The 19,462-nt window shown below is 72.9% G+C and carries 17 protein-coding genes; 9 read left to right on the forward strand and 8 right to left on the reverse strand.

What is annotated here, in order from left to right; translation table 11 throughout:
* Positions 1-93 precede the first annotated feature (93 nt).
* Positions 94-651: a sugar O-acetyltransferase gene (locus SM447_RS21545; protein WP_474574638.1), complete on the forward strand. Its 558-nt coding sequence runs from the start codon at positions 94-96 to the stop codon at positions 649-651.
* Positions 652-754: 103 nt separating this feature from the next.
* A complete protein-coding gene (locus SM447_RS21550; RefSeq protein WP_474574639.1) occupies positions 755-3,382 on the forward strand; it encodes a hypothetical protein in 2,628 nt (875 codons plus the stop codon).
* Here the strand turns inward: SM447_RS21550 and SM447_RS21555 are convergent.
* From SM447_RS21555 to SM447_RS21565, 3 genes are all read right to left on the reverse strand, one after another.
* Positions 3,359-4,006, reverse strand: a complete 648-nt coding sequence (locus SM447_RS21555) for a nucleoside/nucleotide kinase family protein (RefSeq protein WP_474574640.1) — start codon at positions 4,004-4,006, stop codon at positions 3,359-3,361. The two genes, SM447_RS21550 and SM447_RS21555, sit on opposite strands and share 24 nt — an antisense overlap.
* Positions 4,006-4,653, reverse strand: coding sequence for an SIMPL domain-containing protein (locus SM447_RS21560; RefSeq protein ID WP_474574641.1), 648 nt, complete (start codon positions 4,651-4,653; stop codon positions 4,006-4,008). Before SM447_RS21560 ends, SM447_RS21555 begins: the two co-directional genes overlap by 1 nt.
* A gap of 62 nt (positions 4,654-4,715) precedes the next feature.
* Positions 4,716-5,720 (reverse strand): prephenate dehydrogenase, encoded by a 1,005-nt coding sequence (locus SM447_RS21565; RefSeq protein WP_474574642.1) that lies wholly within the window; start codon positions 5,718-5,720, stop codon positions 4,716-4,718.
* Positions 5,721-6,062: 342 nt separating this feature from the next.
* On the opposite strand from SM447_RS21565, the gene SM447_RS21570 reads away from it, so the two are divergent.
* A complete protein-coding gene (locus SM447_RS21570; protein ID WP_474574643.1) occupies positions 6,063-7,907 on the forward strand; it encodes a M48 family metallopeptidase in 1,845 nt (614 codons plus the stop codon).
* Positions 7,908-8,014: 107 nt separating this feature from the next.
* Here the strand turns inward: SM447_RS21570 and dapC are convergent, their stop codons facing one another.
* Both dapC and fdxA read right to left on the reverse strand, forming a co-directional pair.
* The gene (dapC, locus tag SM447_RS21575; RefSeq protein WP_474574747.1) at positions 8,015-9,118 is read right to left on the reverse strand and encodes a succinyldiaminopimelate transaminase; all 1,104 of its coding nucleotides are present in this window, start codon (positions 9,116-9,118) and stop codon (positions 8,015-8,017) included.
* Positions 9,115-9,441: a ferredoxin gene (gene fdxA, locus SM447_RS21580; RefSeq protein WP_089005361.1), complete on the reverse strand. Its 327-nt coding sequence runs from the start codon at positions 9,439-9,441 to the stop codon at positions 9,115-9,117. The genes dapC and fdxA overlap by 4 nt, the downstream gene beginning before the upstream one ends.
* Before the next feature lie 79 nt (positions 9,442-9,520).
* On the opposite strand from fdxA, the gene SM447_RS21585 reads away from it, so the two are divergent.
* A complete protein-coding gene (locus SM447_RS21585; RefSeq protein WP_474574644.1) occupies positions 9,521-10,516 on the forward strand; it encodes a GNAT family N-acetyltransferase in 996 nt (331 codons plus the stop codon).
* A gap of 82 nt (positions 10,517-10,598) precedes the next feature.
* Here the strand turns inward: SM447_RS21585 and SM447_RS21590 are convergent, their stop codons facing one another.
* From SM447_RS21590 to mshB, 3 genes are all read right to left on the reverse strand, one after another.
* Positions 10,599-11,063, reverse strand: a complete 465-nt coding sequence (locus SM447_RS21590; protein ID WP_474574645.1) for a hypothetical protein — start codon at positions 11,061-11,063, stop codon at positions 10,599-10,601.
* A gap of 78 nt (positions 11,064-11,141) precedes the next feature.
* Entirely contained in the window at positions 11,142-11,573 is a 432-nt protein-coding gene (locus SM447_RS21595; RefSeq protein WP_474574748.1) for a hypothetical protein, read from the reverse strand.
* A gap of 14 nt (positions 11,574-11,587) precedes the next feature.
* Positions 11,588-12,532, reverse strand: coding sequence for an N-acetyl-1-D-myo-inositol-2-amino-2-deoxy-alpha-D-glucopyranoside deacetylase (gene mshB, locus SM447_RS21600; protein ID WP_474574646.1), 945 nt, complete (start codon positions 12,530-12,532; stop codon positions 11,588-11,590).
* Positions 12,533-12,618: 86 nt separating this feature from the next.
* Between mshB and SM447_RS21605 the strand changes: the two genes are divergently transcribed.
* From SM447_RS21605 to SM447_RS21625, 5 genes are all read left to right on the forward strand, one after another.
* Positions 12,619-14,766, forward strand: coding sequence for a S9 family peptidase (locus tag SM447_RS21605; protein ID WP_474574647.1), 2,148 nt, complete (start codon positions 12,619-12,621; stop codon positions 14,764-14,766).
* Between the two features lie 132 nt (positions 14,767-14,898).
* Positions 14,899-15,447 carry a Uma2 family endonuclease gene (locus SM447_RS21610; RefSeq protein WP_474574749.1) on the forward strand — a complete coding sequence of 183 codons (549 nt, stop codon included), beginning with the start codon at positions 14,899-14,901 and terminating at the stop codon, positions 15,445-15,447.
* Positions 15,448-15,479: 32 nt separating this feature from the next.
* Positions 15,480-16,916 (forward strand): TldD/PmbA family protein, encoded by a 1,437-nt coding sequence (locus SM447_RS21615; protein WP_474574648.1) that lies wholly within the window; start codon positions 15,480-15,482, stop codon positions 16,914-16,916.
* Positions 16,917-16,933: 17 nt separating this feature from the next.
* Positions 16,934-18,379: a TldD/PmbA family protein gene (locus SM447_RS21620; RefSeq protein ID WP_474574649.1), complete on the forward strand. Its 1,446-nt coding sequence runs from the start codon at positions 16,934-16,936 to the stop codon at positions 18,377-18,379.
* Positions 18,380-18,651: 272 nt separating this feature from the next.
* Positions 18,652-19,458: a hypothetical protein gene (locus SM447_RS21625; protein ID WP_474574650.1), complete on the forward strand. Its 807-nt coding sequence runs from the start codon at positions 18,652-18,654 to the stop codon at positions 19,456-19,458.
* Positions 19,459-19,462: the final 4 nt, after the last annotated feature.

Raw genomic sequence — 19,462 nt, forward strand, 5'->3', positions numbered from 1 at the left:
CCATCAGAGTTGCATACTGAGTATGCAAAAGGGAGTCAAGAATTCGACGAAGTTGAGTCCCGGCGGTCGCGACGCCCCGGCATGATCGGACGGATGACGTCCATGAAGGAGCGCATGCTCGCCGGCGAGCCGTACCTCGCCGACGACCCGGAACTGATCGCCGACCACCTCCGCGCCCTGCGCCTGATGGAACGGATCAACACCAGCGGCGTCGACGACCACGAGGGCCGTCGGGCGGCCCTGCACGACCTGCTCGGTGAACTCGGGGAGGGGACCGGGATCCGACCACCCTTCTACTGCGACTACGGCTACAACATCCGGATCGGACCGCGCGGCTTCGTCAACTACCACGCGGTCTTCCTCGACGTCGCGCCGATCACGATCGGCGCCGACGTGCAGGTCGGCCCGAACGTGCAACTGCTCACCCCGACCCACCCCGTGGAGCCGGAGCCGCGCCGGGCGAAGTGGGAGGCGGCGCGGCCCATCACCATCGGCGACAACGCGTGGCTCGGCGGCGGGGCGATCATCCTCGCCGGGGTCACCGTCGGTGAGAACACCGTCGTCGGTGCGGGTGCCGTGGTGACCCGAGACCTGCCCGCCAACGTCGTCGCGGTCGGCAACCCGGCCCGGCCGGTACGTCAGCTCGACTGACCCACGATCCGCCTTCTAGCTGCACAAACACCGTCACGGTGAATGGCGCCGGACCGAGCGATCGGGCACTGTAGGTGACATATCCGTCACCTGGAGGCCTGGTATGGGAGGTCGGATCCTCGAACTGCGCGTACACGGAGTGTCAAACACCCCGCCCGCCGAGACCCTGGGCCTGACGGCCGAAGCGGGCGGCGAACCACCACAGCCACGGCTCGTCGCCGGTACCTCTGTCACCGGCTTCTACCGCTCGGCGACGGCTCCGCCGCTCGACCCGATCGTGGTCGAGGCGTACAGCTGGGGGCAGTTGACCTCCGGCGCGCGGACCGCGCGGGACGTGGGGCGGGCCCTGTGGACGCTGCTGCTGCCCTTCACCCTGGCCAACGTGGCGTTGCACGCCCGGCCGGGGATACCAGCGGACCCCGCCACCGAACGGCTGGCCAGCCGTTCCGGAATGACCGCCTGGCTGATCCGGCTGTTCTGCCTGAGCCTGACCGGCACCCTGGTGCTCGCGATGACCGGCGTTGGCGTCGATCTCATCGGCTGGCAGTGCCGGGACGAGGCCTGCCTGAGCCGGATCCCGGGACCGTGGGAGTTCCTCGCGGACCCCTGGTGGCAGCAGGGTGGCCGGGCCCTCGCCGTGGGTCTGACCGTGCCGCTCGCCCTGATCGGGGTACTTGGCGTGGTCACCTGGCGGACCTACCAGTACGAGTCGGTGATGCCGGCCGACCCGATCACGGATCCGCCGGGACGCCGGACCCCGCCGCCGGTCGACGCCGACCTGCCGCCCGCTCAGCCGGTGCCGGAACCGCCGCCCCTGCCCGAGCCGCCGCCCGGGCCGCTGACCAACCCGCTGCAGGACCCGACGTTCTGGGGAGGCGAGGGGCAGCTACGCCGGGCGGGCGTGCTGCACCTGTGCACCGGCGCGGTGGTGGCAGCGGCGGTCCCGCTCGGCACGGTCTCGGTGCTCGACCCACCACACGGGGTACGGGCGTTGGTCACCTGGTCCGCCGTGGCCGCGTTCACCGCCGTTGTGACCATCACGCTGGTGGCCATCGGCCACCCCTTCCTGACCCGCCGCGACGGCGCCACCCCGCTCGGCGGGTGGAGCATCGCGGTCATCGTCCTCACCGGAAGCGGCCTGGCCGGCACCTTCGCGGTGCTGCTGCTGCCCGACGGGGGCGGGATCACCCCGCTGACCGAGCTACGCCCGGCGGTGGGCTGCGACGACGACCTGTCGCAGCCCGGGTGTCTGACGGATCGGTCGCTACCGGGTTTCGATCGGACTCTCGCCTGGGTGGGCACCGGTCAGCTGCTGCTGCTCATCGCGATCGGCGCGACCGCCCGCTCCGGGCGGCGCGGGGGTGCCGCTCCGGCCGCCGCCGCGCTGCTGATCGCCTTCGCCGGTGCCTGGTGCAACGGTTGGCTGCCCGGGGCTCCATCGGCACCGGTGCAGCTGTGGCAACTCGCGCTGCCGCTGCTGGTCCTCGCCGCGATCGGCCTGCTGCTGCCACGGACCCGGCCCACCAGTGTCAAACAACCGCTCGAACCGCACACCGACCTGGCCTGGCGTGGTCGGGCGCCCGCCGTCATCGCCGGCTTCGGCTGGTTGCTCTGCCTCGCCTACGGCGCCGGCGTGCTCTACTGGGTCAGCGACCGGGTCAACCGCGAGGACGCGGCCAACGGCCGGCTCCTGGTGGTACCGCCGACCCCGGTCAACTGGGCCGGCCTGACCTTCGCCGTCGCGCTGCTGGCGCTCGCCCTGGTCGCCGTCCGGGCCGCCGTGCTCTTCCGCCGACTACGACGGCAGGAGTACGCCGAGCTGAAGGCCCGCGGCGGCCGGCTGTCCGCACACGACCTGAGGCGTGGCCGGGACGTCAGCACCCATCAGGCGCTGCACCGGCTGGTCGGCGAACACGCGCTGCGTCTGATCGGCTGGTACGCCGGCGCCATGGCCGTCCTTGCCATCCTGGGCTGCGCGGCCGTCCTCTCCTTCGCCCTCCCCGACAAGACGGCGGGCGGCACGTCCCTGGTGGTCGACGCCACGAACGACATCGGCCACGCGCTGCTCGGCTGGCTGCCGGTGGCGGTGGCGGCCGTCGGTCTGCTCGTCTACCGCAAGGACAGCATCCGCCGCTCGGTCGGCGTGATCTGGGATGTCGGCACCTTCTGGCCGCGCGCCGCGCACCCGCTCGCGCCACCGAGCTACGCCGAGCGGGCGGTGCCCGAGCTGCTCACCCGTACGGCCGGCCTGCTCGCGCTGGCCGAGCACGATCCGCGCCGGATGGACGGCATCATCCTCTCCGGGCACAGCCAGGGCACCGTGATCTGCGCCGCGGTCATCCTCCAGATGCCGAGCCGCTGGCGACGCCGGGTCTGGTTCTTCTCCTACGGCTGCCAGCTGACCCGCCTCTACGGGCGGATCTTTCCCGCCTACTTCGGGCCGGACCGGTTACCGGTGCTCGCCAGGTCGTTGGCCCGCCCCGGCGGCGGAATCCGGTGGACGAACTTCTGGCGGGACACCGATCCGCTCGGGTGGCCGGTCACGGCGGGAGAACGGGACATCGCGGTGACCGACCCCGAGGCGCTGCACCCGAGCGACGGCGAGGTCGCCGACCCACCGATCCGCAGCCACAGCGGCTACCCGGAGGCCACCGAGTTCCACCGGGAGAGATCCCGGGTGGCGTGGTTGCTGCGGCGGGCGCTCCCGTCACCCCGGCGGGGGCTCGGCTAGGCGCACCACCAGGTCGGCACGATCGGCGGTGCCGGCCACCAGCACCGCGTTGGCCTCGTCGCTGCCCATCGCCCAGGCCCGGGCGTCCGGCTCCGACCGCCCATGCGCCACGTGCCGGGCGATCAGCCGACGCCGCCGCAGGTCGGCGTCGAGATCGAGGAACCACGCCTCGTGCAGCAGTGCGCGTACCTCGTCCCAGGGCCAGTTCGGAATCAACAGGTAGTTGCCCTCGGTGACCACCAGCCGGACCTCCGGCGGCACCTCGATCGCTCCGGCGATCGGCTCCTCCAGGTCCCGGCGGAACTCCGGCGCCCAGACCGAGGTCGGTTCCTTGCGCCGCAGGCGACGTAGCAGCGACACATAGCCGTTGGCGTCGAAGGTGTCGATCGAGCCCTTACGCAGGGCCCGGCCGAGCCGACCCAGCTCGGCCTGGGCGAGGTGGAAGCCGTCCATCGGCACCAGCCGGGCGGCCGGACCGACCGCCTCCACCACCTGCGCGGCCAGCGTGGACTTACCCGCCCCGGGGGCGCCGGTGATGCCGAGCAACTGCCTCGGGCCGGCGTCGGCCAGTGCCCGGGCACGCTCCATCAGCTCCTCGACCGGCAGCACCTGAGCGAGGGTCATCAGGACAGGACCGGCCGGCTGATCGTGAACCGGGCCCGGACGGCCGCATGCACCCCCTGCGCCTGCGGGTCGAGTTCCAGCTCCGGCGGGCCGCCGGCCTCGACGCCACCGGCGTCGAACGCCATCCGCGCCATCATCGGCTGGGCGGTGCCGCCCTCGTCGGACAACTCGACCAGGTCGGTCACCTCAGCTCCGAGCGCCTCGGCGTACTCGCGGGCCCGTTGCAACGCGTCGCTGATCGCGGCGTGCCGGGCCTGGCGGTAGGCCGGGCTGTCGGGGCGCAGTGACCACCACGGGCCGGCCACCTCCACCTGGTCCTGGTCGGCCAGCCGCAGCATCAACTCACCGAGGGCGGTGAAGTCGCTGACCGTCACCGTGGTCACCACCGAACCGTGCCAGGCCACCACCCGCTCGCCGGAGCGCCGGGTCTCGGGCCGCACCCGCAGCTCGCCGGTCTCACGTCGATCGATCGTCGGGCCGTACGAGTCGAGCAGGACCCGGATCGCCGCGGCCCGCTCGGCCAGCCGGGTCAACGTCGGCTCCCGCTCCCGGTCACGGGCCAGCGCGGTCACGGTGAACCGGGCGATCTCCGGCGCCACCTCGCGGTACGCCTCCCCGCGTACGGTCACCACCGGTCCGTCCACCATGCCCTCACCCTACTGGCGTGCCCGACGCCGCGCCCACCGATGTGCCAGGCGTGGCGGCACGTTCAGGCGCGCGGGAGATGGGCGGTGTAGCAGACGCCGCCCGCCTCGGCCCGGCACCCGCTCAGGTGGCCACCGGCCGCCCCGACGCCGTACAGCCAGGCCACCTCGGCGGCCTCCGCGTCCGCCGGGAACGACCGGACCTGCTCGTCGTACGGGCGGTTTCCCAGCCGGGCGGCGCCAGCCTCGGCGTACCGGGCGGTCAGCGCGTCGGTGTCACCGGCGCGCAGGGCGCCGGCCAGTTCGTCGAGGAACGCGGTGACCCCGGAGAGCGCGGCCAGTACCTCGTCGCGGTTGCCGCGCAGCATGTTTCCGGTGCGCTGGGGCGGGGTGCCCGCCACCCGCGTACCGTCCCGGAAGCTCCCGGCGGCCAGGGTCAGGACCGCGTCCCGCAACGGCGACCGCTGCGCCGCGCCGGCCAACGCCCCGGCGAGCAGGTGCGGCACGTGCGAGGCGAGCGCGACCACGGCGTCGTGCCGGTCCGCCGCCATCGGCACCACCCGGGCGGCGAAGACGTCGGTGACCAGGGCGGCGAGGCGACGGAACGCGGCCAGGCCGTCCGGCGCGGGGCAGAGCACCCAGGCGGCGCCGGTGAACAGGTCCGGCTGCGCCGCCGCGAGACCGGCCCGGTCGGTGCCGGCCATCGGGTGACCCGGCACGAAACGGCGGGTCAGCCCCTGAGCCACGGCGAACCTCGCCAGCTCCGCCTTGGTGCTGCCCACATCGGTGAGCAGACAGTCCTCGCCGGTCGCGGCGGCCACCTCGGCCAGCGTCGTGGGCAGTGTGGGCAGCGGCCCGCCGAGAAACACCACATCCCGGTCGGCGACGGCGTCGGCCAGTCGCTCCGCCGTCGGTACGCCGGCCAGCCGGGCCTGCCGGCGGGTCTGCTCGTCCGGATCCCAGCCCGTCACGTCCACTCCGGCGGCGTGCAGCCGGAGCAGCACCGATCCACCGATCAGGCCGGTGCCGACCACCGCCGCCCGCAGCCGTGCGTCAGGTCTCAGCACCATCCGCGTACCTCGGCGTTCCGATTCGTCACGGAGCCGGCCGGCCCCGCGGCGGCGTGCCTGCCGGATCCGCGCGAACTGCCACGATGTCCGCCGGCACGCCCTGCGTCCGCGCCGAGGATAGCGCCGTCCGGACCGGTACGTGTCGCCCGGCGGTCAGGCTCGTACCTCGTACGCCCTGTCGCGGAGGCGACCGAACGCGCCCGCCGGATCCGCCCCGATCACGTCGAACTGCCCGGCGGGCGAGTCCGGGACCGGAAGGGGGTTGTCCCGCAAACCTCCACGTCGTACGGTCCCCTGCGCCGCCCGCCACCCCGGCGGGCGCCGAACGGGGAAGGAACGACCATGGCCGCGACGTACCGGGCCCTCGCCTCGGTGGTCATGTTGATCGGGTTCTACGTGGTGGCGCTGCTTCAGCTCGCCGCCGTCGCGGCCCTCGGCGTGTGGCTGTACGGCCACACGAACGGACTGGTCACCGGGAAACTGCTGCTGCCGCTGGTCGTCGCGCTGGGTGCGGTGGCGGTCGGGCTCTGGCGGGCGATCCGGACGAAGAACGAGCCCGCGCCGGGTCTGGTGCTCGACGAGCGGGACGCCCCGCAGTTGTGGGCCACCGTCCGGGAGCTGGCCGACGCGGTCGGCACCCGGGCGCCGGACGAGATCCGGCTGGTGCCGGAGGTGAACGCGGCGGTCGGCGAGCAGAGCCGGCTGCTCGGGCTGATCGGTGGACGGCGCACCCTCTACGTGGGTCTGCCGCTGCTCCAGGCGATGCGGGTCGACCAGCTCCGCTCGGTGCTGGCGCACGAGCTGGGTCACTACTCCGGCAAGCACACCCGGCTCGGCGGCGTCGCCTACCGGGGACGGCTGGCGATCGAGGGCACCATCGAGCGGATCAAGCCGCGCAACCCCATCGGGCTGGTCTTCAAGGGGTACGCGAGGCTGTACCTGATGGTCGACAACGCCGCGTCGCGGCGGCAGGAGCTGGAGGCCGACCGGGCCTCCGTCCAGCTCGCCGGCCACGAGGCCGCCACGTCCGCGCTACGGAGCCTGCCGGCGCTCGACGCGGCCTGGAACTTCTTCACCGACCGGTACGTGGACTCGGGTTGGCAGGCCGGCCTCGCCCCGGATGATCTGTTCGGCGGCTTCGGGCAGCTGCTCCAGGCCCGCCGGGACGAGATCGACAAGCTCCAGCAGGACGTACCGGACCGCGCGCCGTCCCGGTGGGACACGCACCCGCCGGTCGGCGTCCGGATCGAGGCGATGGCCCAACTGCCGGCCGGCGCGGCCAGCGTCGACGATCGACCCGCACACGTGCTGCTCGCCGACGTCGCGGACGCCGGCCGCCGGTTGCAGAGTCTCGTCATCGATCTCGGCAACCGTCAGGTACTGCCATGGCCGGAGTTCACCCACGCGGCGATCGCGGCCGGAGTGCAGCGCCAGGCGGACGGCATCTACCGGGCGGCAGGCCGGTTCACCGGCGCCCCCGAGCCGGGTCTCACGACCGTGCTCGACCTGGTCCGGGCGGGCCGCCTGGGCGAGTTCGCCGAGCAGTTCTTCAGCGCCGCCACCCGTCGGGAGGCGGCGGCACGCTTCGCCGGGCCGATGGAGATGCTGCTGGTCAACGCGACCGTCCGCGCCCGGCGGGCCCGCTGGCAGCTGTCCTGGGGCGGTCCGGCGCAGTTCGTCGGCACCGGCGGTGAGCCGCTGGACCTGGCCGACATCGCCAAGCTGGCGGTCTCGGCGGAGACCGTCGACGAGGCCCTGGCCCGGCTCGCCGAACTTGGCGTCGACCCGGCAGCGGCGACGGTGGTGCAGAGCCGGGCCACCGCCGACAACGCCGGTGTCATCGGCGCCATCGGCAACGTGAAGGTCGACGGGGTGCAGCACGACCTGCTGGTGCTCGATCGCGGTCTGATCATGGTCGCCGGCCCGGGTAAGGCGGGCGACGGCGAGAAGCGGCTCACGGCGCTGCTCGAATCGACGCCGGTCGCCGACCTGGCCCGCACGCACACCTTCCTGCCCTACGAGGAGTTGCGCTCGGTGGCGGTGACCCGGGAGATTCCGCTGAAGGCCGAGCTGACGCTGCACGACGGCCGGACCATGACCCTGCAGGAGCTGTACGGCAGCGTGCTGCTGGAGCGGCACAGCCGGGACAACCTGCTGCGGGTGTTCGAACGGATCAACGGGGACTGAGCCGCCGACGCCGCTGCGGCCCGCGCACCCCGGATGTCCTGGGGCGGGCCGCAGCGGCTGTCCGGACGTCCCGGGGCGAGGCTCGGTCGACAGTCGCCCGGTCGTGGTCAGGACAGGCGGGCGGCGACCGCCGCGATCCGCTCGTCGGACTCGGTCAGCGCCGCGCGGACGTACTGCCGCGCACCGGGGCCGTAGAAGACCCCGGCGGCGACCAGAATTCCCCGCCGGGCCAGCCAGTCGACGGTCGCCCAGCAGTCCTCACCGCGGGTCAGCCACAGGTAGAGACCGGCCTCGGAGTGCTCGACGGTGAAGCCGGCAGCGGTGAAGGCGGCCCGCAGCGTCGTCCGCCGGGCGCGGTACCGCTCCCGCTGCTCGTCGGCGTGCCGCTCGTCACGCAGGGCCGCCACCATGGCCGCCTGCACCGGCGCCGGCACGATCATCCCCGCATGCTTGCGGATCTTGAGCAGCTCCGCCACCAGCACCGGGTCGCCGGCCACGAAACCGGCCCGGTAACCCGCCAGGTTGGAGCGCTTGGACAGCGAGTGCACGGCCAGCACCGAGTCGTAGGAGCCGCCGCACACCTCCGGCGACAGCACCGACACCGGCTCGGCGTCCCAGCCCAGTGGCAGATAGCACTCGTCGCTGGCCACCACCGCGCCGCGCTCACGCGCCCAGTCCACCACCTTGCGCAGATGGGTGGCGGGCAGCACCCGACCGGTCGGGTTGCCCGGCGAGTTGACCCAGACCAGGCGCACCCGGGACGTCGGACCGACGGCGGTCAGTGAGTCGGCGCGTACCGTGGTCGCTCCGGCCAACCGCGCGCCGTCCTCATAGGTCGGATAGGCGATCGACGGCACCACCACGACGTCGCCCGGCCCCACCCCCAACAGCGTGGGCAACCACGCCACCAGTTCCTTCGACCCGATCGTCGGCAACACCCCGAGCCCGTCGCTGCCGGCACCGCAGGCCCGCGACACCCAGGCCGCGATCGCGTCCCGCAGCGCCGGGGTGCCGGCGGTCAGGGGGTAGCCGGGCGCGTCGGCGGCGTCCGCCAGGGCCCGCCGGATCACCTGCGGCACCGGATCGACCGGCGTACCCATGGAGAGGTTGATCAGGCCGTCCGGATGCGCCGCGGCCAGCGTGGCCGCGGCGTCCAGGGTGTCCCAGGTGAACTCGGGCAGCCGCGACGAGACCGGGGCGGGCCGGTTCAGTGGCCCTCGCCGCGGGGCGGCTGCGCGGCGACGAAGGACGCGTCCTTCTCCACCTTGCCGATCTTCGAAGCGCCGCCGGGCGAGCCCAGGTCCTCGAAGAACTCGTAGTTGGCGCCGGTGTAGTCCTTCCACTGCTCCGGGACGTCGTCCTCGTAGAAGATCGCCTCCACCGGGCAGACAGGCTCACAGGCACCACAGTCGACGCACTCGTCGGGGTGGATGTAGAGCATCCGGTTGCCCTCGTAAATGCAGTCGACCGGGCACTCCTCGATGCATGCCTTGTCGAGCACATCCACGCACGGCTCGGCGATGATGTAGGTCACCGGTCTTCTCCTCCGCAAGACACGCCGCGATCACCCGCGACGGTAAGAGCCTAGTATCTCGCCGGGGAGGAGGTCGATCGTGCTCCGAGAGCAGGACGTGGGACACCGGATCGTGGTGCGGCGTCGCGTCGGTGTTCGCGGTGGTCGCCCGGTGTACTCCGACGCCCTGGGCGAGCTGGTCGAGCTGACCGAGACCCATCTCACGCTCGCCACCCGGCAGGGGCGACTACGCGTACCCGTGGCCGACGTGCACCGGGCCAAGCGGGTTCCGGCGACGCGGCGGCCGACCGCCGCCGCCATGGTCGAACTGGAACTCGCCGCCGACGAGGCATGGCCGGCGCCCGTCCGGGCGCGGCTCGGCGACTGGCTGCTGCGCGCGGCCGACGGCTGGACCGGCCGGGCCAACTCGGCCCTGCCCGTGGGTGATCCGGACCGTCCGCTACCGGCCGCGTTGGACGCGGTCGAACGCTGGTACGCCGGTCAGGGCCAGCCGGCGATGGTCAACACGCCGCTGCCGCTGGCCGCGCCGGTCGGCACCGAACTCGACCGGAGAGGCTGGGACGCCCGTCCGCTGGTGCTGGTACAAACCACCCCGCTCGCCGCCCTGACCGGCTTCGTAACCGAACCCGGGACCCGGCCGGACCCGGACGGGACGGCGGACGCGGCCCGCCGGATCGAGGTGGAACTGGCGCCCGGGCCGACGGACGACTGGCTCGCGGTGGCGGCCGGCCGCAAGGGCGGACTGCCGGACGCCGCCCGGCACGTCCTCACCGCCGTGGACCAGGTCCGCTTCGCCCACGTGTACGCCGACGGCCGGCTGGTCGCGATCGGCCGGGGGACGGTGACCGGCCGAGGGCGTTGGCTCGGGCTGTGCCTGATCGAGGTGCTGCCCGCCGCGCGCCGGCAGGGGCTAGCCGTCCGACTGATCCGAACGCTCGCCGACTGGGCCGCCGACGCCGGGGCGACCGACGTGTTCCTTCAGGTGGAGCAGAGCAACGTCGGCGCCGTCGCGCTCTACCGCAGGCTGGGCTTCACCACCCACCACACCTACCTGACCCGCGTCGCGCCGCACTGACATCGTCCACGGCAGGCCGGAGACGGACGCGGGGCGGACCGGCGTCGAGGGGGCCCGGCCTTCCCGGCCGAACGGGCCGGGGTCAGCGGCGGACCACTCGGCGGGGCTTGGCCGCGCTGGTCTCGGCGAACCGCTGGAGGCTGCGCGACCGGTGATCACGGCCGAGGGTGGTCAGCAGCAGGTAACCCAGCATCGCCCCGGCGGTGGTCGCCACCAGGTAGAGCCCGATCTGCGCGAAGAAGGTGCTGCCACCGCCCGCGAACGGGTTGTTGCCGACCAGCAGCGGCCCCACCAGCACGGTCAGCCCGAGCGCGACGCCGATCGCGGTCGCCACGTCACCGGCCCAGTGGGCCAGCCGACGCCGCTGACCCCAGACGAAGGCGACACCGGCCAGGATCAGACCGATCACCACGAACATGCCGAGTGACACCCGGTCGGCGGCGCTGTCGTCGCCGTCGAAGCCGAACCGGATGACCAGCCGGGCGACCACGTTGACCGCGAACAGTGCGATCGCGAGCACGCCAACCGCGCGCCACCGCTGTCCCATCACACGCCTCCCGCCGTACCGCCCGCCCGGATGGCGGGTCTCCTGGCAGGAATATCTATCACCCGTCGCTGAGCGTCGTCAGTACCGTCCGGTAGCCGGCGCGAGGATCGACCGGAACGCCATCACCGCGAAGGTCATCGCTCCGGCGACCACCAGGGTGAGACCGACCCAGTTGCCGACGAGCAGCACGTCGCCCTCGCTGGTCCGGTCCGCGGCGATCACCATGATCGTCACCCAGGGCAGCGCGGGCAACGCCACCGCCCAGCGACGACCGACCGTTTCGACGGCGAACCAGCTCAACGCGATGTTCGCGGCCACGGCCACGAGCACCGCGGCCCCGACCAGGTACCCGCCGACCCGCAGCGGGGCGAGCAACAGCTCCAGCACCGCGGTCACCACCGCGGCCACGACGGCGACCGCACCGCCCATCACCCGCAGGCCGATGTCCAGCGGACGCCGCCACATCCGGCGCGGCCGGGGCGGCTCCTGCTCCTGCGGGACGACCGACATCGCGGCGGGCAGGGTCACCGGTGGCCGGCCGAGGTGACCGGTGTGCGGCCGGAGTCGCCGACGGCGTCCGGGCCGCCGGTCACGTCCAGCCCGGCGAACAGATCAGACTCCCAGCCGTACGGGCCGCTGCCCGGACCCTTCTCTCCCAGCGCCAGGGTGAAGTACTCCACCCCCATGAACTCGGCCCCGAAGTTGCCGGCGATCGAGTACAGCCAGGAGGTGGCCGGGATCTGGGTGGCGTGGGCGCGCATCGCCGCCTCCTTCGCGGCGTGCTGCTCGGTGGCGTCGATGCGGGCCGCGATCTCCTCGTCCGGGGTGCAGAAGGGCAGATCGGTGGCGTCGGCGATGCCGGCGAAGGGGTTGTCCGACGTCTCCGCGAAATGTGTCATGCCCGCTTCCAGCACGCTGCGCGGCATCGCCGTCCAGTAGACCTTCGCCGGAGCGAGCCCCTCGGCGGCGGCCAGTTCCACGGCCCGCATCGTCACCCGGTGCGCCTGGATGTGGTCGGGGTGGCCGTAGAAGCCGTTGTCGTCGTACGTGATGACCACCTGCGGGCGGATCTCCCGGATGACCGTCAGCAGATGTCCGGCGGCCTCGTCCAGATCGGCGCTCCAGAACGCCCGGGGGTGCTCGTTGGTCGGCAGGCCCATCATGCCGGAGTCACGGTAACGCCCGGCCCCGCCGAGGAAGCGGTGGTCGGTGACGCCCAGCTCGGCGCAGGCGGCGGCCAGCTCGGCGATCCGGTACCCGCCGAGCTGGTCGGCCTCGGCGGCGGCGAGCCCGGACAGCTCCGGCACGTGGATCTCGCCTTCCTCGCCGAGAGTGCAGGTCACCAGGGTGACGTGGGCACCCGTGGCCACGTAGTGGGCCATCGTCGAGCCGGTGCCGATGGACTCGTCGTCGGGGTGCGCGTGGACCAGCAGCAGGCGGCGGTCAGGCAGCGTCGTCACGACGGTCACTCTAACCGGCGGTTCTCGCCTGCCGGCCCCGACGCGTCCGCGCAGGTCGCTCACATCGCGCTCGGTACCCGCCTACGATCTGGCCTGTGGACTTTCCCGAGCTGGCCGCCCGCACCCGCAGGTTCAGCCACGGGGCGCCCCGCGCCGTCTCCGTGGCCGACGACGGCGCCCGGGTGGTCTTCCTACGCTCGGCGGGACCGGAGGATCCGGCCGACGCCCTCTGGCTGCTCGACGTGGCGACCGGCACGGAGCGGCTGGTCGCCGATCCGGCCACCCTGCTCGGCGCGGAAGCCGACCCTGACGCGCTGAGCCCGGGCGAACGGGCCCGGCGGGAGCGGCTGCGGCTGAGCGCCTCGGGTATCGGCTCGTACGCCCTCGACGCGGCCGGTCGGGTCGCGGTGTTCGCGCTGGCCGGCCGGCTGTTCCGGGCCGATCTGGTGCACGGCGACGTGATCGAGGTGCCGGCCGTCGGGCCGGTGCTCGACCCGCGACCCGACCCGAGCGGGCAGCGGTTGGCCTACGTGACCGACGCCGCCGAGGGGGTACGCCGGGGCGAGCTGCGGGTGATCGACGCCGACGGCGCCGACGCCATCCTGGCCGGCGAGGACTCCGGGGTGCTCTGGGGGCTGGCCGAACACATCGCGGCCGAGGAGTTCGGGCGGCACCGTGGCTACTGGTGGGCGCCGGACGGCCGGTCCGTGCTCGCCGCCCGGGTCGACGAGTCCCGGCTGCCCCGCTGGCACCTGCACGATCCGGCGCGGCCGGAGAGCCCGCCCGTCAGCGTCGCATACCCGATGGCGGGTGGCCCGAACGCCGAGGTCAGCCTGCACCTGCTCGATCTCGACGGCGGCTGGGTCGACGTGCACTGGGACCGGGAGACCTACCCGTACCTCACCGCGGTGCACTGGGGCGAGGGGGCCCCGCTGATCACCGTGCTGCGCCGCACCCAGCAGCACGGCCTGGTGCTCGCGGTCGACCCGCGTACCGGGGAGACCCAGGTGCACGCCGAGCTGGCCGACCCGCGCTGGGTCGAGCCGATTCCCGGCACGCCCGCCCACCTGCCCGACGGGCGGGTGCTGGTCGGCGGCGAACTGGCCCACGACGGGTACGACGCGCGCTGTCTCTTCGCCGACGGCACGCTGCTCACCCCGCCCTCGCTGTACGTGCGTCGGGTGATCGGCCGGCTGGCCGCCGGGAGCGGTCCGGCGGACCTGCTGGTCGAGGCGAGCGACGGCGAACCGAGCGAGCAGCACCTGTTCCGGGTCCGGACCGGCATCGGCGGCGGCGTCGACGCCCGCCGGCTGACCAGCGACGCCGGCTGGCACGTCGGGGCGGTCGGGGGCGACGTGCTGGTCATCGGCAGCGCCTCGCTGGACCACCCGGGCGTCCGGTGGACGGTCCTCCAGGGCGATCGGGAGGTGGCCACCCTGCGGTCGCTGGCCGCCACACCCAGCTACTCCCCGCTGCCGCTGCTGGAGCGGGTGACCGACCGGCGGCTCCCCGCCGCGGTGCTCTACCCGGACAACCACGTCACCGGCCGGCGACTGCCGGTGCTGCTGGACATTTACGGCGGTCCGGGGCACCAGGAGGTGGTGGCCGCGCGCTCGGCCTGGCTGGAGCGGCAGTGGTGGGCCGACGCCGGGTTCGCGGTGGTGGTGACCGACAACCGGGGTACGCCGGGCATCGCCCCGTCGTACGAGAAGTCCATCCACCGGCGGGTGGCCGACGTGATCCTGCTCGACCAGGTGGAGGCGCTCACCGCGCTCGCCGACAAGCACCCGGACCTGGACCTGGGCCGGGTCGCGGTACGCGGCTGGTCGTTCGGTGGCTGGCTGGCCGGGCTGGCGGTGCTGCGGCATCCGGAGCTGTTCCGGTGCGGCATCGCCGGAGCGCCGGTCACCGACTGGGCCCTCTACGACACCGCGTACACGGAGCGGTACCTGGGCCTGCCCGCCGACGCCGAGGACGTCTACGCCCACCACTCGCTGGTGGAACTGGCCGCCGAACCGGTGACCGACCCGGCACACGCCCGTCCCCTGCTGCTGGTCCACGGCATGGTCGACGACAACGTGGTGGCGGCGCACACGCTGCGCCTGTCGGCGGCGTTGCTGGCAACCGGCCGGCCGCACTCGGTGCTGCCGCTGACCGGTGCCACCCACATGGCGACCGGTGGCCTCGCCGAACGTCTCCTTCGCCTGGAACTCGACTTCCTCCGCACCCACCTCGGGGCGTGAGCCGGCTCCACGGTCTGACGGTGCTGACCGCGTGACCGTCGGTGACCGCCGCCTGCCGCACCGGCCGCACGAACGGTGCGACCATGGGTGCAGCCAGCCAGGCAGGATCCGGCGAGACGAGCGGAGGTGACCGTGACCGTGGCGGTGTTCGACCACGAGGGCCCGTGGACCGAGGAGGAGTACCTCGCCCTCGGCGAGACCTCCCAGCGCGTCGAACTTTTCGACGGGAGCCTGCACGTGACCCCAGCCCCCACCCCACGCCACCAGCGGATCTCCAGAAAGCTGGGCAACATCCTGGAGACCGCAGCCGAGTCCGTCGGCTTGGAACTGCTGGAGGCGGTGAACGTTCGGCTGCGACCGGGACGCGTCCCGGTGCCCGATCTGGTGCTCACCGCGCCGGTCGACCTGGACGATCCGTATATCGAGGCAGCCGACGTACGGCTGGTGTGCGAGATCATTTCGCCCGGCAACGCGGCCACGGACAATGTTCTCAAGATGCACTACTACGCCGCCGCCGGAATCGAGTGGTACCTGCTGGTCGAGCAGACGACCGGTGCGCTGCGCCTCTACCAGAAGCGTGGTCGCCACTACGTCGAGCATCAGGCGGTCAAGCGGGGTGGGGTGCTGCACCTGAACGCGCCCGTCCGGGCAACGATCCGCCCCGAGGATCTCGTCCCCTGACGGATGTCGGTCGGCTCGCCTAGGGTCGGGCCATGAGTGAGTTCGACGTGGCCGAGGCGGCCGTGCAGGCCGCGCTGGACGCGGGCGCCCGCTACGCCGACGTCCGGGTGATGCACCGGCGTTACGAGTCGATGACCGCCCGCAACGGCGACATCGAGTCGCTGGCCCAGGACGAGAGCGTCGGGTTGGGCGTGCGCGCGCTGGTCGGTTCCGGTTGGGGTTTCCACGCCGTACCGGAGCTGTCCGAGCCGGCCGCCCGCGACGCCGGTCACCGGGCCGCGCGGACCGCCGCGGCGAGTGGTCTGGTTCCGGGCCCGCCGGTCGACCTGGTCGCCGTCACCCCGATCACGGCGAGCTGGTCCTCGCCCTGCGAGGTGGATCCGCTCGGCGTCTCCCTCGCCACCAAGGGTGACCTGCTGGTGGCGGCCACCCGCGCCATGGCCGAGCACGGCGCCGACCTGACCGAGGGCCTCTACCAGATCTGGGACACCGCGAAGTGGTTCGTCTCCAGCGAGGGGCACCGCATCGACCAGCGCATCCGCGAGTGCGGCGGCGGCATCTCGGCCACCTCCGTCGGGGAGGGCGAGACACAACGCCGGTCCTGGCCCAGCTATCGCGGCCAGTACGGCACCACCGGCTGGGAGCTGGTCGACTCGCTGGACCTGACCGCCCACGCGGCACAGATCGCCGACGAGTCGCGGGCGCTGCTGACCGCGCCGCTCTGCCCCGCCGGCGAGACCGATCTGATCCTCGGTGGCGAGCAGCTGGCCCTGCAGATCCACGAGTCGGTCGGGCACGCCATCGAGCTGGACCGCATCCTCGGCTGGGAGGCGGCCTTCGCCGGCACCTCGTGGCTGGATCTCGCGCAGCTCGGCTCGTTGCGGTACGGCTCCGAGCTGATGACCATCACCATCGACCCGACCATTCCCGGCGCGCTGGGCAGCTTCGGCTACGACGACGAGGGCTCACCGGCGGTCAAGCGCGACGCGGTGCGTGACGGCCGGTGGGTGGGCGTGCTGGCGGGCCGGGACTCGGCCGCCGTCGCCGGCCTCGATCACGGCGGCAGCGTACGGGCCGACGGGTGGGCCCGGTTGCCGATGGTCCGGATGACGAACGTGGGTCTGGAGCCGGGCCCGCACACCCTGGATGAGATCGTCGCCGCCACCGACGAGGGGGTGCTGATGGACGTCAACCGGTCCTGGTCGATCGACGACAAACGGCTGAACTTCCAGTTCGGCTGCGAGATCGGTTGGGAGATCCGGAACGGCCGGCGCGGGCGGATGCTGCGCAACCCGACGTACACCGGCATCGGTCCACTGTTCTGGCGTTCGATGGACATGCTCTCCTCGGAGACGGTTCCGTGGGGCACACCGAACTGCGGCAAGGGCCAGCCCGGCCAGGTCGGGCACACCGGGCACCCGTCCGCGCCGGCCCGCTTCCGCAACGTCCGGGTGGGGGTACGCGCGTGAACGAGCGAGGCGGTGGCGTGAGTGGCGTCCCGGCGTGGGCCGGTGACACCGAGCTGGACGTCGCCGGGTACGTGGTGGATCTGGTCACCCGGTCGGCCGGGGCCGCCGCACAGGCCGAGGTGACGGTGACCCGGGCCGAGTCGGCATTGACCCGGTTCGCCAACTCGGCGATCCACCAGAACGTCGCCGGGTCCTCGGTGGAGGTTCGGCTGCAGGTGCACCTGGCCGGGCGTACCGCCACCGGCAGCGGAAACGCGGTCACCGCCGCCGGGCTGCGCGCGCTGGTGGAGCGGGTGCTGACGGCGACTCGCTTCGCTCCACCGGATCCGGCCTGGCCGGGGCTCAGCTCCGCGACGCCGGTGGCTCCCGCACCCGGGTGGGATCCGGCCACCGCCCACGCCGGGCCGGACGAGCGGGCCGCCCTGGTCCGGGCGTTCGTCGACGCGGCCGGCGGCCTGGAGACCGCGGGCTACTGCCGCACGGGGTTCCGGGTGGCGGCGTTCGCCAACTCGACCGGCCACTCGGCCAGCGCGCAGGCGGCCGAGGCGGCGATGGACGGGATCGCCCGGACCGGTGGCGCGGACGGCACGGCCCGGCACCACGTCGACCGGATCGCCGATCTCGACGGTGCCGAGCTGGGCCGGCGGGCCGCCAAGAAGGCACGCGCCGCGGCGCACCCGGTCGAGCTGCCACCCGGGCGTTACCCGGTGGTGTTGGAGCCGGCGGCCGTCGCGGACCTCCTGCAGAACCTGGCCTGGTACGGCTTCAACGGCCGGCGGTACGCCGAGCGACAGTCGTTCGCCGTGCCCGGCGCGGCCCAGTTCGACCGCGCGGTGACCCTGGTCGACGACCCGCTCGCCGCCTCGGGGCTGCCATTCGATCTGGAGGGCACGCCGAGCCGGGCACTGACCCTGGTGGACGCCGGCACCACCGTCGCCGTGGCCCACGACCGGCGCAGCGCCGCCGAGGTGGGTGTCTCCTCGACCGGTCACGCCTGGGTAGGCGGGACCACCTTCGGCCCGATCCCCCGTAACCTGCGGCTGCGACCCGCCGGCAGGACGGCCGACGGGACCGGCGCGGCCGGCGTCACCGAAAGCCTGGGCACCGCCGACTCGGCCGTGGGCGGCGCGATCGCCGACCCGGACACCGCCGCACTGGTCGCCCGGACGGAGCGTGGTCTGCTGGTCAGCGACCTCTGGTACACCCGGGTCCTGGATCCGTTGAGCCTGGCCGTCACCGGCCTGACCCGCAACGGACTGTGGCTGGTCGAGGACGGTCAGGTGACCCGTGCGGTCCGCGACCTGCGCTTCACCGAGTCGTACCCTCGGGCGCTCGGACCCGGCGCGGTGCTGGAACTGGGCCGGCGGGCGGTACGCCTGCCGGACCGCGTGGACGGTGGCTGGTGGGAAGCGCCGTCGCTGCGGCTGGCCTCGTGGAACTTCACCGGGGGTGCGTCCGGCTGATTGGCCCGTCCGCCGCTGGACGATCTTTTCCGCACGCTCGCATATCGATCTTGGCAGGAGGCTTTCCAAAGAGCGGGACACACGGGACACTGCCTTGCGCGGACGGCCCGCCTAGATCGGCGTAACGTGTGTCACTTAGCTGCTCCGGTACGCCCGGTGCGGTCGTTGGTGTGCGCATGACGCGGTGCGCGGGGGCGGGTTCGCCCGGTCCGCACGCCGCCCCGGAAGTGTTCCGCCGCCCGTGACAGGGCCCCGTCAGGGAGACGACGCGAATGACATCATCGGCAACGAAACCGGGTGGTGTGCGCGCACGCGCCGCCATCGCGGCGAAGACGTTGCGGACGGACCGTTGGTGGTTTGCCCCGCTGATCACCGTCATCGGGCTCAGCGCGTGGGTAGCGTACGCGACGGTCCGGGTCTTCATGCACAAGTGGTACTGGGTCGAGGACTACCACTACCTGACCCCGTTCTACTCCCCGTGCGTGACCGACCGGTGCCTGCCGGAGGCCTCCCACTTCGGGCAGTACCTGCCCGGCTGGTGGATCATCCCGGACGCCGCGTTCACCCTGCCGTTCCTGCTGCTGTTCCGGCTCACCTGCTACTACTACCGCAAGGCGTACTACCGGTCGTTCTGGCTCTCGCCGCCGGCCTGCGCGGTGCCCGACGGTCACGCCTCCTACGGCGGTGAGACCCGGTTCCCGCTGATCGTGCAGAACTCGCACCGGTACTTCTTCTACTTCGCCGCGATCATCTCGCTGATCAACACCTGGGACGCGATCCTGGCCTTCCACAGCCCCGAGGGCTTCGGCTTCGGGCTGGGCAACCTGATCCTGCTCGGCAACGTGGTCATGCTCTGGGCGTACACAATCTCCTGCCACTCCTGCCGTCACATCATCGGCGGGCGGCTCAAGCACTTCTCCAAGCATCCCGTCCGCTACCGGGCCTGGGGCTACATCTCCTGGCTCAACGTCCGGCACATGCAGCTCGCCTGGATCACGCTCGGCACGCTGGCGCTGACCGACTTCTACGTCATGTCCGTCGCCGCCGGGTGGATCTCCGACCTGCGGTTCATCAACTGAGGGC

The organism is Micromonospora aridisoli (assembly GCF_056150025.1).